The organism is Cronobacter universalis NCTC 9529, assembly GCF_001277175.1.
GTDB lineage: Bacteria > Pseudomonadota > Gammaproteobacteria > Enterobacterales > Enterobacteriaceae > Cronobacter > Cronobacter universalis.
In genome coordinates, this window is record NZ_CP012257.1 from 17291 (window position 1) to 31049 (window position 13759).

A 13759-nucleotide genomic window follows, 5' to 3' on the forward strand; every position below is an offset into this window, starting at 1 on the left:
CGCCACAGCCGCCTGTCCTTTGAGGAGGGCGATGTTAAACCTCGCTGATTTCAGGAGTATGTATGCGTAACTTCGATTTATCCCCGCTGTATCGTTCCGCCATCGGTTTTGACCGTCTTTTCAATCTGCTTGAGAACAACCAGAGCCAGAGCAACGGCGGCTACCCTCCGTACAACGTCGAGCTGGTAGACGAAAACCACTACCGTATCGCCATTGCCGTGGCAGGCTTTGCAGAAAGCGAGCTGGAAATTACCGCCCAGGACAATCTGCTGGTGGTGAAAGGCTCCCACGCGCCGGATCAGAAAGAGCGTACCTACCTGTATCAGGGGATCGCCGAGCGCAACTTCGAGCGCAAATTCCAGCTGGCCGAAAATATCTTCGTGCGTGGCGCAAATCTGGTGAACGGCCTGCTCTACATCGAGCTTGAGCGCGTGATCCCGGAAGCCAAAAAACCGCGCCGTATCGAAATCGGTAACTAATTTCGCCGGGTCGCCGCGGCGGCCCACCTTTGTCGTTCCGTGCTCGCCAGACGGGAGCACAGCCAGTTAACGCACTGGCGTTTTCACTCGCTTCAAAGAAGGAGAGATACTATGCGTAACTATGATTTATCCCCGTTTTTCCGTCAGTGGATCGGTTTTGACAAACTGGCCAACGCGCTGATGAACACCGCTGAAAGCCAGAGCTTCCCGCCCTATAACATCGAAAAAAGCGACGACAACCACTATCGCATTACCCTTGCGTTAGCCGGTTTCCGTCAGGAAGATCTGGAGATTGAGCTGGAAAATACCGTACTGCGCGTGAAAGGCTCGCCGGTAAAACCGGAAAACGAACCGAAATGGCTCCATCAGGGTCTGGTTATTCAGCCCTTCAGCCTGAGCTTTACGCTGGCTGAACATATGGAAGTCTCCGGCGCGACCTTCACCAACGGGCTGCTGCACATCGATCTGGTGCGCAATATTCCTGAAGCGCTGGCCCCGCAGCGTATCGCCATCGGTCAGCCGCGCGCCCAGGATGACGAGCGCGTCATTGAAGGCGAACGCCCGGCGCTGAGCCATAGTGAAACCGAAAACCAGTAACGGCATCGTATGAAAAGGCCCCCGTAGCGGGGCCTTTTTTTATGCGTGTCCGTCCGGTCATCATAATACCGGCGGGCGAACGCGATGCAGGTGGTAATCTACCTGATAGTCGCTGGTATTGCGAAACATCACCGAGTAATTGAGAAATTCGCCGCTGTCGCTGTAAGAGAGCGACGTAATGCGCAGCAGCGGCGTCTGCTCCTGCACATTCATCATCGCCGCCAGCTGTTTATCCGCCAGCACCGGCGTCAGGCTTTCATAGTTGCCGCTGATGGTAATGCCGCACTCCTTCTCGATGTAATCAAACTTCGATCCCTCCAGATGCGCCAGCGACAGCGTGCGGAACAGCTTCACCGGCATATAGCTGTCTTCCAGCATCAGCGGTTTTCCCTCGACATAACGCACCCGTCGCGAAAAGTAGATGCGCTCGTTTATCTGGATGCGCAACTGGCTGGCGATGGCGGGCGGGGCAGGCATCACTTCAAACTGCAACACCTTGCTGTACACGTCTTTCCCTTGCTGACGCAGCACCTCAGCAAGCCCCGTCAGATTCGTGGTTTCGTGGTGCACGTCTTTACGCGCCACATAGGTGCCGCTGCCGTGGCGACGCACCACCAGCCCCCAGCCCACCAGCAAATCGACCGCTTTGCGAATGGTCATTCGCGCCACGCCGAACTCCTGCGCCAGCGCTTTCTCGCCGGGTAACGGGCTGCCGATGTGGTAATCCGATGAATTCAGGCGCAGACGCAGCCTTTCGGCAATGGATTTGTAGATCACCCGTAGACCTCTTTACGCCTGTCAGTGGGGAGATAGCCCCTGAAGATGTCCAGATTTAAGAGGAAAAGTAGACCTGAATGAGCAAATTAAAACCATGAATGCGATCACGGATCGCAGCGGCGCGCCATGTTCGCGCCGCGGTTAGTTTTTATGCTCGCTTCAGGCCACAAGAAAATGATTAAGGCCTCAAACCCTACAGGTTGTTACATGAGGATTTAAAAATGCTCAGTCAAATACAACGATTTGGCGGCGCCATGTTTACCCCGGTGTTGTTATTTCCTTTCGCCGGGATGGTCGTCGGCATTGCCATCATGCTGCAAAATCCGCTGTTTGTGGGCGAGGCATTCACCGCGCCCGATAATCTTTTCGCGCAGATCGTTCACATCATTGAAGAGGGCGGCTGGGCGGCATTTCGTAATATGCCGCTGATTTTCGCGGTCGGCTTACCGATTGGCCTCGCCCGCGAGGCGCAGGGTCGCGCCTGCCTCGCCGTGCTGATTAGCTTTCTCACCTGGAACTATTTCATTAACGCGATGGGCATGACCTGGGGTCACTTCTTTGGCGTTAATTTTACGGCCGATCCTGTCGCGGGCAGCGGGTTAACGCTGATTGCCGGGATTAAAACGCTCGATACCAGCATTATCGGCGCGATTGTTATCTCCGGGATCGTTACGGCCATTCATAACCGTTATTACGCAAAATCGTTACCGGTTTTCCTTGGCATTTTTCAGGGTACCTCGTTTGTGGTGATTATCGCGTTCTTTGTGATGATCCCCTGCGCCTGGCTCACGCTGCTGGGCTGGCCGAAAGTGCAGATGGGCATTGAGTCATTACAGGCGTTTTTACGCTCCGCCGGCGCGCTCGGCGTCTGGGTCTACACCTTCCTTGAGCGCATTCTGATCCCGACCGGGCTGCACCACTTCGTCTACGGCCCGTTTATCTTCGGCCCGGCGGCGGTGGAAGGCGGCATTCAGGTCTACTGGGCGCAGCATTTGCAGGAATTCAGCCAGAGCACGGCGCCGCTTAAATCGCTGTTCCCGGAAGGCGGTTTTGCGCTGCATGGCAACTCGAAAGTGTTTGGCTCGGTGGGCATCGCGCTGGCGCTCTGGTACACCGCCGCGCCGGAAAATCGCGTCAAAGTGGCGGGGCTGTTAATTCCGGCGACGTTAACGGCGGTGCTGGTGGGGATCACCGAGCCGCTGGAGTTCACCTTCCTGTTTATTTCTCCGCTGCTGTTCGCGGTGCATGCGGTGCTGGCGGCCACGATGGCGACGCTGATGTATATCTTCGGCGTCGTGGGCAACATGGGCGGCGGCCTGCTCGATCAGTTCCTGCCGCAGAACTGGATACCCATGTTCCATAACCACGCCGGCATGGTGTTCACCCAGATTGGCATCGGCTGCGGGTTTACCGCGCTCTACTTCATCGTCTTCAGGGCGCTTATCCTGCGCTTCGACCTCAAAACGCCAGGCCGCGCCGAGAGCGACATCAGGCTCTACAGCAAAGCCGATTACCGCGCCGCGCGGGGGCAGACCACGGCGGCCGCGCACTCCGCTGCCGGTCAGGCCGCCGGATTCCTCCAGGCGCTCGGCGGCGCGGAGAATATCGAAAGCATCAATAACTGCGCCACCCGGTTGCGCATCACGCTCGTCGACATGGCGAAAACCCAGAGTGACGACGTCTTTAAAGCCCTTGGCGCCCACGGCGTGGTGCGTCGCGGCAACGGCATCCAGGTGATTGTCGGCCTGCACGTTCCTCAGGTGCGCGACCAGCTGGAATCGCTGATGAAAACCCCTTCCACGACCCCACTATCCCCCATGACGGAGGCTGTATCATGAAAAAATTCTCAGTTGTCATCGCAGGCGGCGGCAGCACCTTTACCCCTGGCATTGTCCTGATGCTGCTGGCTAACCGCGATCGCTTCCCGCTGCGCGCGCTGAAGTTCTATGACAACGACGGCGCGCGTCAGGAGATCATCGCCGAGGCGTGCAAAATCCTGCTGAAGGAGCAGGCGCCGGAGATCGAATTTACCTACACCACGGACCCGCAAACGGCCTTCACCGACGTGGATTTTGTGATGGCGCACATTCGCGTCGGCAAATATCCGATGCGCGAACAAGATGAAAAAATTCCGCTGCGCCACGGCGTGGTCGGCCAGGAGACCTGCGGCCCTGGCGGAATAGCCTACGGGATGCGCTCTATCGGCGGCGTGCTGGAGCTGGTGGATTATATGGAGCAATATTCGCCGAACGCCTGGATGCTCAATTACTCCAACCCGGCGGCGATTGTGGCGGAAGCCACCCGCCGCCTGCGCCCGAACGCCAGAATTCTCAACATCTGCGATATGCCGATTGGCATTGAAGGGCGGATGGCGAAAATCGTCGGCCTGAACAGCCGTAAAGAGATGCGTGTGCGTTACTACGGCCTCAACCACTTCGGCTGGTGGACGTCGATTGAAGATCTGGAGGGCAACGATCTGATGCCGCGGCTGCGCGAGTATGTGGCGAAGCACGGCTATGTGCCGCCTTCAGAGGACACGCATACCGAAGCGAGCTGGAACGACACCTTCGCGAAAGCGAAAGACGTGCAGGCGCTGGATCCGGACACCATGCCGAACACCTACCTGAAATACTATCTCTTCCCGGATTACGTCGTGGCGCATTCCAACCCGGCGCATACCCGCGCCAACGAAGTGATGGAGCACCGTGAAAAACAGGTCTTTGACGCGTGCCGCGCTATTATCACTGCGGGCCATTCGTCGGCAGGCGAGCTGGAGATAGACGAACACGCCTCGTATATCGTCGATCTGGCGACCGCTATCGCTTTTAACACCCAAGCGCGGATGCTGCTGATTGTGCCGAATAACGGCGCTATTCATAACTTTGACGCCGATGCGATGGTCGAGATCCCGTGTCTGGTGGGTAAAAACGGGCCGGAGCCGCTGACGGTCGGCGATATTCCGCACTTCCAGAAAGGGCTGATGAGCCAGCAGGTGGCGGTGGAAAAACTGGTGGTGGACGCCTGGGAGCAGCGCTCACGGCAGAAACTGTGGCAGGCGATTACGCTGTCGAAAACCGTCCCCAGCGCGTCGGTCGCGAAAGCGATTCTCGACGATCTGATTGAGGCCAACAAAGACTACTGGCCGGAACTGCACTAACGTTACGCCCCGCCTTACCGACCGGCATCGTCACGGTGCCGGTCGCGCCGCTTCTGCTCCTCTGCGACGCCCGTTTTACGTTATGCTGAGCATGCACAGGTAAAACAGGGAGCCGTCATGAAAATTTCCCGTCTCGGCGAGGCGCCGGACTATCGCTTTTCGCTGGCCAATGAACGCACGTTTCTGGCGTGGGTGCGCACCGCGCTGGGGTTTCTGGCGGCGGGGGTCGGGCTGGATCAGCTGGCGCCGGATTTCGCCACGCCGGTAGTGCGCGAGGCGGTGTCGCTGCTGCTCTGCTTTTTCGCGGGGGCGCTCGCCATTTACGGCTACCTGCGCTGGTTGCGCAACGAAAAGGCGATGCGCCTGAAAGCGGCGCTGCCCTATACCCGTATGCTGGCGTTTATCAGCGGCGTGCTGGTCGTGGTGGCGCTGGCGGTGATGCTGGTGGTGTTTTATGCCGGGTAATCCGCGCGATCCGGGGCTGCAACCGGAGCGCACGTCGCTTGCGTGGGTGCGCACGCTGCTCGGCTACGGCGCGCTGCTGGCGCTGGCGCTGCGCCATACGTGGAATAACGCGGGTCTGCTTATCTGGCTGGCGCTGGGGTGTCTTACGGGTATTGCCGGGCTGATTTATGTCTATGCCCGCCAGCGTCACCTGACCGCGCTGGCGCGCGAGGATTTTTCCGCGCCCGGCCAGGTGCGGGCGAAACTGGCGATTGCGCTGGCGGTCTGCGCGCTGGCGCTGCTCTTTGTGGTGACGCATATTCATGCGCTGATGCAGTTGCTTGCCGAATAGCACATCCGCGGACTACCCGGCCTGCGCGGATCCGTGCTACATATTTCTGATTCCTTTTCCCGATACGGTCGCCATGAAAACGCTGCTCCCCCTCGCTTTTCTGCTGCTCTTTACCTCCGCGCATGCCGCGCCGCCCGCAAGCGCCAGCGAGCCTCTGACGGCCCAGCGTTACAGCGCGCAGCTGGGCGTCGGCATGGATGTCGACTGGGCGCGCACCGAACGCGGCATCCGCGAGTTCGATCCGCTGGCGGTACGCGATTTCCAGCAGCGCGGCATTCGCCATGTGCGGGTGCGGGTGGCGGGCGACGCCACCGAGGAGCGGCTAATCCACTTGCGCAAAATCGTCGAAGCCTGCGAGCGCTATGACATCATCCCGATAATTTCTTATCAGGCCGATGCGTTTAAGGCGGACCCGAGCGCGCAGAACGCCGCGAAAGTTGTGGCCTGGTGGAGCGCTGTGGCGAATTACTTCGGCAGCGAGCACCCGCTGCTCGGTTTTGATCTGATTTACGAGCCCGCCGACAAGCTCAACCACAACCCGCAGCAGCTCAACCGGCTGTATGGCGACGTGATCAAAACCATTCACCATGTGGATGCGCAACGGATGATTTTCATCGCGCCGCGCTTTCGCGCCGTGCCGGAAGATCTCTCCATACTGAAACTGCCGCCCCAGAGCAGCCACTACGTACTGGCGCAGTGGCACATTTTCCCGTGGGGGCCGCTGCGCGCGAATGGCAAATACCCGTGGACGTCCGGCACCGCGGCGGAAAAAGCGGCGATCCGCGAGCGCATTAACAGCGCCCGCCGCTGGCAGCAGAAAACCGGTCATGTCAGCTGGGTGGGCGGCTGGTCGGCGGCGCAGACGGTGAAAACCACGCCGTCCGCGGCGACGCTCGCCTTCGCCAGTTTTATGGCCTGCGAGCTGAAAAAGGCGGGCATTCCGTACGCGCTCAATGCCGCGAATCAGTTTTACGATGGGGAAGAGGGCGCCTGGCGGCCCGCGCAGGCCGCCCTGCTGGACGCGATGATGAACCCGACCTGCGCCACGGAGCGCGCGCCGGGGCATGAACATGTTAAACCGTCTGTTCCGGCATCCGCTCACGGTGCGCCAGCGGCAGCCAGCACGCCAGCATCAGCACGCCCATCGCCGTCATCAGCATCCCGAGGCTAAACTGCCCGTTCTGCGGCAGCAGCGCGGATGACCACGCCAGCAGCCCGGACCCGCAGTTTTGCAGGCCGCCCACCAGCGCGCCGGCGGTGCCTGCCAGGAACGGGAACGGCTCCATCGCGCCGCTGGTGGCGAGCGGGAACAGCATCCCGGCGCCGAAGAAAAAGAGCGCGGCGGGAATAAGCAGCGTCCAGGTATTCATGATGCCGAGCCACCCCGGCACCCACATCAGCACGCCCGCCGACAGACAGCTCAGCACCGCCTGCCACATCAGCGTGGTGAAACGCTTATGCGTGCGTCCCGCAAACCAGGCGCCGAAGAACGCCGCCGGGATCGGCAGAATAAACAGCACGCTCACCGCGAGGCTGCTCAGCCCAAGCCCGGCGCCCATCAGCACGCCGGAGCAGGCTTCGAATACCGCGACGCCCGCGAGGGCGGCGACCAGCATAATCAGATAGCAGTTAAAGCTGGCGGTGCCGAACAGCAGTTTGTAGCTCGCCAGCAGGCGAGGACGCTGCGCCTGCGCCGGACGGGTTTCCGGCATCCAGCGGAACATACAGAACGTGACCACGACGGCAAGCGTGAGCAGAAACGCGAAGCAGGCGCGCCAGCCCCACAGCGTATCCAGCACGCCGCCGAGCAGCGGCGCCACCAGCGGGCTCACCAGAATCCCCATATTGAGCAGGCTGTTCGCCTGGCGCAGCGCCGGGCCTTCATAGAGATCGCGCGGCAGGGTGCGCGCCATCACGCCGCCCACGCCGGTGCCCATCCCCTGTAAACAACCGGCCGCGATCAGCACCGGCAGGCTTTGCGCGGCCAGCGCCACCAGCGTCGCCAGGATAAAAATCAACAGCCCCGTAAGGATGACCGGACGGCGACCGATGCGGTCGGAAACCGGCCCGTAAATCAGTTGCGACACGCCGTAGGTGAGCAGATACGCCGCCATCACGCTCTGCACCGCGCCTTCACGGACGTTCATCTCCAGCGCGATATCGGCGATGGCCGGAATATAAATCGTCTGCGCCATCTGCCCGACGGCGACAAGCAGGATCAACATCATTAGCAAATGACGGTTAGCGAACATTCTCATCATGGTTATTCGATATGCACAGGTGAAGGAAACAGGATATATCTCTGTGTGGATATTAAATGCGAGAGAAATATACCGCATACGCGGGGATTATCCAGTCAACTGTCATGTCGTCATGAAACAGGGCAGGCAGCTTTTACGGACACTCATCGGAAAGTTTTATTGCCACTGTGAATGACGCCACGGCGGGAAGCCGCGACGCGATTCAGGCCGCAGACGGCAGCGTCAGCCGGTGCGTAATGTGCGGGTGGTCCATCGGCAGAAAGCCTGCCTGTAAATAAAAGCTGAAGGCGGATTCCGGCGCGCGGATATTGAGGTAATCAAACGTGTTATGGGCTTGCCGGGCAAGCGTCGCCAGCAGCTGATTGCCCACGCCGACACGGCGTACCGCATGGCTGACGTAAAGATGGCGCACGCGTCCGGCGCGCGGATGGGTATCGAAAGGGCAGCGATTCAGCCCGCCGACGCCGACCAGCGCGTCGCCAAGAAATGCGCCGAGCAGCCGTTCGCCAGGGGCGGAGAAGGCATTGCTGCCGTCCATCCAGTGGACGGCGAGCCGGTCCAGCATATTGAAGCCGAGCGCCTGACTCTCTTCACGCAGCCGGTCAAAATCGATGCCGACCGGGGTGACAGACCTGATAGCGATGATTCCTGACATCGTTCCCTCCTGGTGGATGTACCGTGTTAAAGAGGGGCGGTTGCCCGCCCCTCTTTGGTGCGGCCTGAACCTGAGTTACCGAAGGAACTTCAGGACAGCATCAAGCAGTTGCAGGACTGCAACAATGAGTTTCAGGATAAGGATAAACAAATCCACTCCGCTCATACGCGTCTCCTCTGGTAAAGGAGCACCAACTGGCGTACCTCTCCGCTGCCTGTTGCCAGTTGTTTTGTTGGCGTAACACAGTGTGCTCTCTCGGGGTTAAGGCACTGACGGCACCACCCGTTTCAGCCAGGACTCTTTATTGCGCCCGTTTAAATGCGGCCCCGTATCGCACGCTGTGACAGCAACATCATTATAGATAAACACTGTATAAATGAACAGTATTTTCTGGACAAGAAAGGGAGAGCTGGACCATACTGACTAAAAGCCACTGCTGCGCCGCGCGCCAATTGCGGGTGCGCGCATTTCGTCGTATAGTTACACTGTTGACGTAACACAGTGTGCTTTGCGGCTACCAACCGCAACAGTAGCTGAAAAAACCTCGCCCCTGGCGGGGTTTTTTTGTTTTTATCGCGGTTCGCCGCGCGTCACGCCCATGCCCACACCGTAATAATCACGCGTAATAATATTTACATCTGTAGCGAAAAGGCAGGCTTAAAAAGCGACACGCACGACAGAATTCGCACTGTTTGTAAGGAAAATCTGATGACAAAAAAGCGCAATCAACTGCCATTATGCTTTTTTAACAAATAGCGTTAACAGAAACCGTAAAGGCGTTAGCACTATTTGCTGTCATCATTAATTAAAGAAATTTTACTTAAGATCTTGTAGTGTGATTTTTAGCGTGAATTTTTACACCCACTAAATATGGTAGCTGCATATATTCATGCCTCCTTAATAATCTGTTTTCAGATTAATCCTAATAGCCTCCCGGCCCGCTATTTCCCCCGTTAATCGTTCGGCAAAGCGTTACGCTTTCGCGTTACTTTATCTTTTAAATCAAACGCTTAATATAATAAAAACCTATGGATACCCGTGAATATATTTATTGTTTGCCGGATTATTTCTTGTGCTCAGGGGCGGAAAATTCCTAAAAATGCGCTATTGAATTAAACAGGCAGACGTTTTCACCGGAATGCCCGCCAGACCTGGTGTTGAATTGTCATCAGGGTTATGTAGAATTTTCTCGCTCTGCCTCAGAAATATGCGTAAAACGTCCGGGTTTACTTCGGTAAAGCCCGTGCGGTAGCTATCTCTGAAGAAAATGAAATTCCTTCACCGAAATGGCATAATCTTCACTGGCAATGACAAACTTTTAGTCATAGCCTGAATCCAGAAGCCGTTATTTCTTTGTATACAGAATATATTTGCAACGGAAACCATCGATGAATATGCGAATCGTATTAGCCCTGCTGTTTGTGTTAGGCGTAGCGGGTTGTAAAGCGCCGCCTCCTGCCGTTACGGATGACACTATCGTGACCAGTGTGGTTAATGGCGTCACGCTCACCCACCGCCACGCGGTGACTCCGCCAAAAGAGTTCGAGCCTGTTAACGAAGAGTACCGCGCGATGTACCCGGCGTCGGTCATGACCCGCCCGGATTTCGGCGGCAAAGTGGTTCGTCAGCTCGAAACCGGCAAAACCTATAATGTACTGGGCCAGGTTGAAGGCCATTGGCTGGCGATCGCCGATCAGGGTGAAGAGCAACTGATTGGTTATGCTCCGCTGCGCGCAGCGGTGAAAAGCGAGCTGTACGATGCGCAGATGCGGGCAGTAACCCCGAAACTGCGCCGTAAAGCCGCCAAAGCCAACTGCGTGACGGTGGATGGCAATAGCAAAGCCTGTAAAAACACCAAAAGCGGAACCTGGGTTATCGATTAATCCTGATTCAATGAGCCACACCTCATGAAAAACCGTACCGTTTTACGCCAGGGCTTCCTGGCGTTTTTGATTGCCGCTCTCACCTTACTGAGCGGCTGCTTATCGTCTTCACGCAGCGTTCCTTCCCAGTACAGCCTGCATTTTCAGGCTCACCCGCAAATTAATAATTCCGCCCCGCTAAAAGTCCGGGTGCTGCTTCTGAAATCCGATGCCGACTTTATGTCTGCCGATTTCTTTTCGCTGCAAAACAATGCTCAGACCGTGCTGGGAGCCAACCTGCTCAACAGCGACGAGTTCTTCCTGATGCCAGGCCAGCTGGATAAAACCCTCAGCGGCCAGAGCTCGCTTGACGCGCGCTACATCGGCGTGATGGCGGAATATCAGGCGCTGGACGGCAAAAAATGGCGAATCTCGCTCCCGCTTCCCGCACCCAGTGACAGCAGTATTTATAAATTCTGGAAATGGTCATCCGACGAACTCGAGGCGAAAGTGTTTCTTGACGTCAACGGGATCCGCGTCATCAACGAATAATCAGCGCCCTTACAGGACACCAGTATGAACAAAGCAGAAAAAGTGGTCTGGACCGAAGGGATGTTCCTGCGTCCGCACCACTTCCAGCGTGCGGAAAGTTTCCTGCAACACCACATCCGCGAATGGGGTTCGTTGCAGCGTCCGTATCTCTGGGGATTTCTCGATCTGGAATTTGACGAGGCGATGCTGCGTCAGGGACGCGTGGCGCTGAGCTACGCCAGCGGTCTGCTGCCGGACGGCACGCCGTTCTCTTTCCGCGACGCCCGCCACGGCCCGGCGCCGCTCGCCATCCCCGATAACCTCACGCACGAGCGCGTGGTGCTGGCGCTGCCCGCCCGCCGCGCCGGACGTGAAGAGGTAATTTTCAGCGAGGCGGCCGATTCGCTCGCCCGCTACGCCACCTTTGAAGAAGAGGTGGAAGACGACAACGCGCTGGCGGTCGGCGCGGCGACGGTGCAGTTTGGCCGCCTGCGTCTCAAGCTGATGCTGGAGAGCGAACTGACCGCCGAGTGGACGGCCATTGGCGTCGCGCAGGTGATTGAGAAGCGCAACGACAACCAGGTGCGCCTCGACACCAGCTACATTCCGCCGATGCTTAACGCCATCAACAGCGGGCCGCTCTACAGCATGCTCAACGATCTGCATGGCCTGCTCGGCCAGCGCAGCCAGCAAATCAGCCAGCGTCTGCGCCAGCCGGGGCGGTTTAACACCTCGGAGATGGTGGAGTTCATGCTGCTGTCGCTGATTAACCATCACCTCGGCCACGTCACGCATTTAAAAACGCTGCCGTTGCTCCACCCGGAAACCCTGTGGCGCGACTGGCTGGCGTTCGCCTGCGAGCTCACCACCTGGACGGCGCAGCGCGCGCCGGACGCGACGCTGCCGGTCTACGACCATGACAACCTGGCGGGCTGCTTTGGCAAACTGACCCTGATGCTGCGCCAGGGGTTGTCGCTGGTGATGGAAGAGAGCGCCATTCAGCTGCCGCTCACCGAGCGTTCGCACGGGCTCAACGTCGCCACCGTGCCGGAAAGCAACATGGTGCGCGAGTTCGGTTTCGTGCTGGCGGTCAAAGCCAACGTGCCGGGCGAGGCGCTGCAAACGCACTTCCCGGCGCAGATGAAAGTCGCGCCGGTCACCAAAATTCGCGATCTGGTGCAGCTGCAGCTGCCGGGTATGGTGCTGCGCGCCATGCCGGTTGCGCCGCCGCAGATCCCGTGGCATGCCGGCTACAGCTATTTCGAACTGGAAAAGGGCGGCGAACTCTGGAAAGAGATGGAGAAATCCGGCGCGTTCGCGCTGCATCTCGCTGGTGAATTCCCGGGCCTTGATATGGAGTTTTGGGCCATTCGCAGTACGAATGAATAACACGACGAGCGCTCACTATGGAACCACAAGCCACCGGCAGCGATGCCATTCTTTCCGGTGCCAGCAGTAATAATCCGCTGGTCGCGGCGGCCAACCCGCTGCTAAACGCGATCCCGCAGATTCGTCATTCTGTATCGCATGAAGATCAGGCCGGGCTGCGCCAGCGCCTGATCGACGAGATCCGCCGCTTTGAAGTGCGCTGCCAGCAGGCGGCGCTGCCTTACGAAGTGATCGTCGGCGCGCGCTACTGCCTGTGTACGGCGCTGGATGAAGCGGCCGCGCTCACGCCGTGGGGCAGCCGCGGCGTCTGGTCAGGCAGCGGTCTGCTGGTGACGTTCCACAACGAAACCTGGGGCGGCGAGAAATTCTTCCAGCTTCTGGCGCGGCTGTCGCAAAACCCGCGCGAGCACATCTTTCTGCTGGAGATGATCAACTACTGCCTGCTGCTCGGCTTCGAAGGGCGCTATCGCGTCATGGATAACGGCCGCACGCAGCTTGAGACCATCAAACAGCGCCTGTGGCAGATGATCCGCAGCGTGCGCGGCAGCTACCCGCCGCCGCTCTCGCCGCACCCGGAAGATCAACCGGTGCTGCGTAAGCTCTGGCGTCCGGTGGTGCCGCTGTGGGCCTGCGTGGCGCTGGCCGGTTTCCTGGCGTGCCTGTTCTTTATCATTCTCAACTGGCGGCTTGGCGATAACACCAGCCCGGTGCTGGCGAAGATTTACCAGACGCCGCTGCCGGAAGTCACCGTTCAGCAGCCCGCGCGTGAAGTGGCGCCGGTGCTTAACCTGCGCGGTTTCCTGCGCCCGGAAATTGAAGCGGGCCTGGTGGCGGTGCGCGACGAAGCCGATCGCAGCGTGGTTATTCTGAAAGGCGACGGCCTGTTCGCGTCCGCCTCGACCGTGGTGCGTGACCGCTATGAACCGGTTATCGACCGCGTGGCGCAGGCGATGAACAATGTCAGCGGCAAAATCCTCGTGGTGGGCTACAGCGACAACGTGCCTATCCGCAGCGCGCGTTTCGCTTCTAACTACGAGCTGTCGCTCTCGCGCGCCGAATCGGTACAGAAAATGCTCCAGGCGCACCTCGCCGACCCGAGCCGCGTCAGAGCGCAGGGCCGCGGCGAGATGGACCCTATCGCTCCGAACAATACGCCGGAAAACCGCGCCCGCAACCGCCGTGTAGAGATCACTCTGCTGGTGTCGCCGGATAACACTCTGGCCGAGCTGAACGGATTGCCGCAAGGAAACTAAGG

At 58.7% G+C, this 13759-nt stretch carries 15 protein-coding genes; 11 read left to right on the top strand and 4 right to left on the bottom strand.

Annotation, left to right across the window (positions count from 1 at the left end; genetic code table 11):
- The first annotated feature begins 62 nt into the window (after positions 1-62).
- Complete coding sequence (ibpA, locus tag AFK65_RS00080) at positions 63-479, top strand: small heat shock chaperone IbpA (protein ID WP_004385985.1); 417 nt, start codon at positions 63-65, stop codon at positions 477-479.
- 111 nt (positions 480-590) lie between these two features.
- Complete coding sequence (gene ibpB, locus AFK65_RS00085; protein WP_007703806.1) at positions 591-1076, top strand: small heat shock chaperone IbpB; 486 nt, start codon at positions 591-593, stop codon at positions 1074-1076.
- Positions 1077-1136: 60 nt separating this feature from the next.
- On the opposite strand, the gene AFK65_RS00090 is transcribed toward ibpB, so the two are convergent.
- Entirely contained in the window at positions 1137-1853 is a 717-nt protein-coding gene (locus AFK65_RS00090; RefSeq protein WP_007703809.1) for a GntR family transcriptional regulator, read from the bottom strand.
- Between the two features lie 221 nt (positions 1854-2074).
- On the opposite strand from AFK65_RS00090, the gene AFK65_RS00095 reads away from it, so the two are divergent.
- The 5 genes from AFK65_RS00095 to AFK65_RS00115 all read left to right on the top strand — a co-directional run bounded on the left by AFK65_RS00095 (position 2075) and on the right by AFK65_RS00115 (position 6977).
- Positions 2075-3691 (top strand): alpha-glucoside-specific PTS transporter subunit IIBC, encoded by a 1617-nt coding sequence (locus AFK65_RS00095; RefSeq protein WP_038858513.1) that lies wholly within the window; start codon positions 2075-2077, stop codon positions 3689-3691.
- Positions 3688-5010: a 6-phospho-alpha-glucosidase gene (locus AFK65_RS00100; protein WP_007703815.1), complete on the top strand. Its 1323-nt coding sequence runs from the start codon at positions 3688-3690 to the stop codon at positions 5008-5010. The genes AFK65_RS00095 and AFK65_RS00100 overlap by 4 nt, the downstream gene beginning before the upstream one ends.
- Before the next feature lie 117 nt (positions 5011-5127).
- Positions 5128-5475 carry a YidH family protein gene (locus AFK65_RS00105; protein ID WP_007703818.1) on the top strand — a complete coding sequence of 116 codons (348 nt, stop codon included), beginning with the start codon at positions 5128-5130 and terminating at the stop codon, positions 5473-5475.
- Positions 5465-5806, top strand: coding sequence for a DUF202 domain-containing protein (locus AFK65_RS00110; protein ID WP_007703820.1), 342 nt, complete (start codon positions 5465-5467; stop codon positions 5804-5806). Before AFK65_RS00105 ends, AFK65_RS00110 begins: the two co-directional genes overlap by 11 nt.
- A gap of 73 nt (positions 5807-5879) precedes the next feature.
- Complete coding sequence (locus tag AFK65_RS00115; protein WP_038858507.1) at positions 5880-6977, top strand: cellulase family glycosylhydrolase; 1098 nt, start codon at positions 5880-5882, stop codon at positions 6975-6977.
- Here AFK65_RS00115 and emrD read toward each other — a convergent pair.
- From emrD to tisB, 3 genes are all read right to left on the bottom strand, one after another.
- On the bottom strand, positions 6880-8064 hold the full coding sequence (gene emrD / locus AFK65_RS00120) for a multidrug efflux MFS transporter EmrD (protein WP_071602571.1): 1185 nt from the start codon (positions 8062-8064) through the stop codon (positions 6880-6882). The genes AFK65_RS00115 and emrD overlap by 98 nt on opposite strands.
- Before the next feature lie 205 nt (positions 8065-8269).
- Complete coding sequence (locus AFK65_RS00125) at positions 8270-8722, bottom strand: GNAT family N-acetyltransferase (protein WP_007703828.1); 453 nt, start codon at positions 8720-8722, stop codon at positions 8270-8272.
- Between the two features lie 75 nt (positions 8723-8797).
- A complete protein-coding gene (gene tisB / locus AFK65_RS22385; RefSeq protein WP_032803729.1) occupies positions 8798-8887 on the bottom strand; it encodes a type I toxin-antitoxin system toxin TisB in 90 nt (29 codons plus the stop codon).
- A gap of 1223 nt (positions 8888-10110) precedes the next feature.
- On the opposite strand from tisB, the gene AFK65_RS00135 reads away from it, so the two are divergent.
- Genes AFK65_RS00135 through AFK65_RS00150 form a run of 4 tightly spaced genes read left to right on the top strand, consistent with a single transcriptional unit; the run spans position 10111 to position 13757 of the window.
- The gene (locus AFK65_RS00135; RefSeq protein WP_038858503.1) at positions 10111-10605 is read left to right on the top strand and encodes a YdgH/BhsA/McbA family protein; all 495 of its coding nucleotides are present in this window, start codon (positions 10111-10113) and stop codon (positions 10603-10605) included.
- Positions 10606-10629: 24 nt separating this feature from the next.
- Complete coding sequence (gene tssJ / locus AFK65_RS00140; RefSeq protein WP_007703838.1) at positions 10630-11136, top strand: type VI secretion system lipoprotein TssJ; 507 nt, start codon at positions 10630-10632, stop codon at positions 11134-11136.
- A gap of 24 nt (positions 11137-11160) precedes the next feature.
- Entirely contained in the window at positions 11161-12504 is a 1344-nt protein-coding gene (gene tssK, locus AFK65_RS00145; RefSeq protein WP_007765906.1) for a type VI secretion system baseplate subunit TssK, read from the top strand.
- Positions 12505-12521: 17 nt separating this feature from the next.
- A complete protein-coding gene (locus AFK65_RS00150; RefSeq protein WP_007703845.1) occupies positions 12522-13757 on the top strand; it encodes a DotU family type VI secretion system protein in 1236 nt (411 codons plus the stop codon).
- Positions 13758-13759: the final 2 nt, after the last annotated feature.

Excerpts from the sequence above, each read along its gene's own strand:
- AFK65_RS00110 (WP_007703820.1), top strand. The coding sequence starts at position 5,465 with ATGCCGGGTAATCCGCGCGATCCGGGGCTGCAACCGGAGCGCACGTCG.
- ibpA (WP_004385985.1), top strand. The coding sequence starts at position 63 with ATGCGTAACTTCGATTTATCCCCGCTGTATCGTTCCGCCATCGGTTTT.
- AFK65_RS00115 (WP_038858507.1), top strand. The coding sequence starts at position 5,880 with ATGAAAACGCTGCTCCCCCTCGCTTTTCTGCTGCTCTTTACCTCCGCG.
- AFK65_RS00105 (WP_007703818.1), top strand. The coding sequence starts at position 5,128 with ATGAAAATTTCCCGTCTCGGCGAGGCGCCGGACTATCGCTTTTCGCTG.
- tisB (WP_032803729.1), bottom strand. The coding sequence starts at position 8,887 with ATGAGCGGAGTGGATTTGTTTATCCTTATCCTGAAACTCATTGTTGCA.
- AFK65_RS00125 (WP_007703828.1), bottom strand. The coding sequence starts at position 8,722 with ATGTCAGGAATCATCGCTATCAGGTCTGTCACCCCGGTCGGCATCGAT.
- tssK (WP_007765906.1), top strand. The coding sequence starts at position 11,161 with ATGAACAAAGCAGAAAAAGTGGTCTGGACCGAAGGGATGTTCCTGCGT.
- AFK65_RS00095 (WP_038858513.1), top strand. The coding sequence starts at position 2,075 with ATGCTCAGTCAAATACAACGATTTGGCGGCGCCATGTTTACCCCGGTG.
- ibpB (WP_007703806.1), top strand. The coding sequence starts at position 591 with ATGCGTAACTATGATTTATCCCCGTTTTTCCGTCAGTGGATCGGTTTT.
- AFK65_RS00100 (WP_007703815.1), top strand. The coding sequence starts at position 3,688 with ATGAAAAAATTCTCAGTTGTCATCGCAGGCGGCGGCAGCACCTTTACC.
- AFK65_RS00150 (WP_007703845.1), top strand. The coding sequence starts at position 12,522 with ATGGAACCACAAGCCACCGGCAGCGATGCCATTCTTTCCGGTGCCAGC.
- AFK65_RS00135 (WP_038858503.1), top strand. The coding sequence starts at position 10,111 with ATGAATATGCGAATCGTATTAGCCCTGCTGTTTGTGTTAGGCGTAGCG.
- emrD (WP_071602571.1), bottom strand. The coding sequence starts at position 8,064 with ATGAGAATGTTCGCTAACCGTCATTTGCTAATGATGTTGATCCTGCTT.
- tssJ (WP_007703838.1), top strand. The coding sequence starts at position 10,630 with ATGAAAAACCGTACCGTTTTACGCCAGGGCTTCCTGGCGTTTTTGATT.